Below are 583 nucleotides of genomic sequence, written 5' to 3' on the forward strand. Positions count from 1 at the left end.
TTCCACTTCAGGTAATTCAGGCATAAGACAATCAGTTGGCAGTTGATAGTGGACAATTGACAGCGAAGGGCGCGCTGGCGCCAGCTATGTTACCTTGCTGCCAGTTTTTTTGTCTTTCGCTGTCAACTTTCAACTGTTAACTGTCAACTGATATGTCCGTTTCCTACTGGCTCGGCGTCGATACCGGCGGCACTTTTACTGATTTTGTTCTGCTGGGCGACGGTGAACCGCGCATCCACAAAGTGCTGTCCACACCCTCATCCCCGGAGCGGGCCATCCTGCAGGGCATCACGGAGCTTGGCCTGAGTGATGCCATGGCCAGCGGGCAGTTAGCCATTGTTCACGGCACCACCGTGGCCACCAACGCGGCCCTGGAAGGCAAGGGCGCCCGCACACTGCTGATTACCAATGAAGGGCTGGAGGACATTCTCCGCATTGGCCGCCAGAACCGGCCAGAACTCTACAATCTGACGCCCCCCAGCAACGCCTCTGCGGTCAGCCTGCTGCCCGCGCTCGGCTGCCCGGCACGGCTGGATGCCGCCGGCCACCCCGTGACACCGCTCACCGACGCCCACATTGCCAC

Annotated in this window: 1 protein-coding gene; it reads left to right on the top strand. The window is 59.7% G+C overall.

All coding sequences use genetic code 11. The features are described 5' to 3' along the window. Positions 1-152: 152 nt before the first annotated feature. Positions 153-583, top strand: a 431-nt coding sequence (locus tag A3754_RS02205) for a hydantoinase/oxoprolinase N-terminal domain-containing protein (protein ID WP_304439775.1), incomplete at its 3' end; no start/stop codon positions are given.

Source organism: Alcanivorax sp. HI0083 (genome assembly GCF_001635175.1).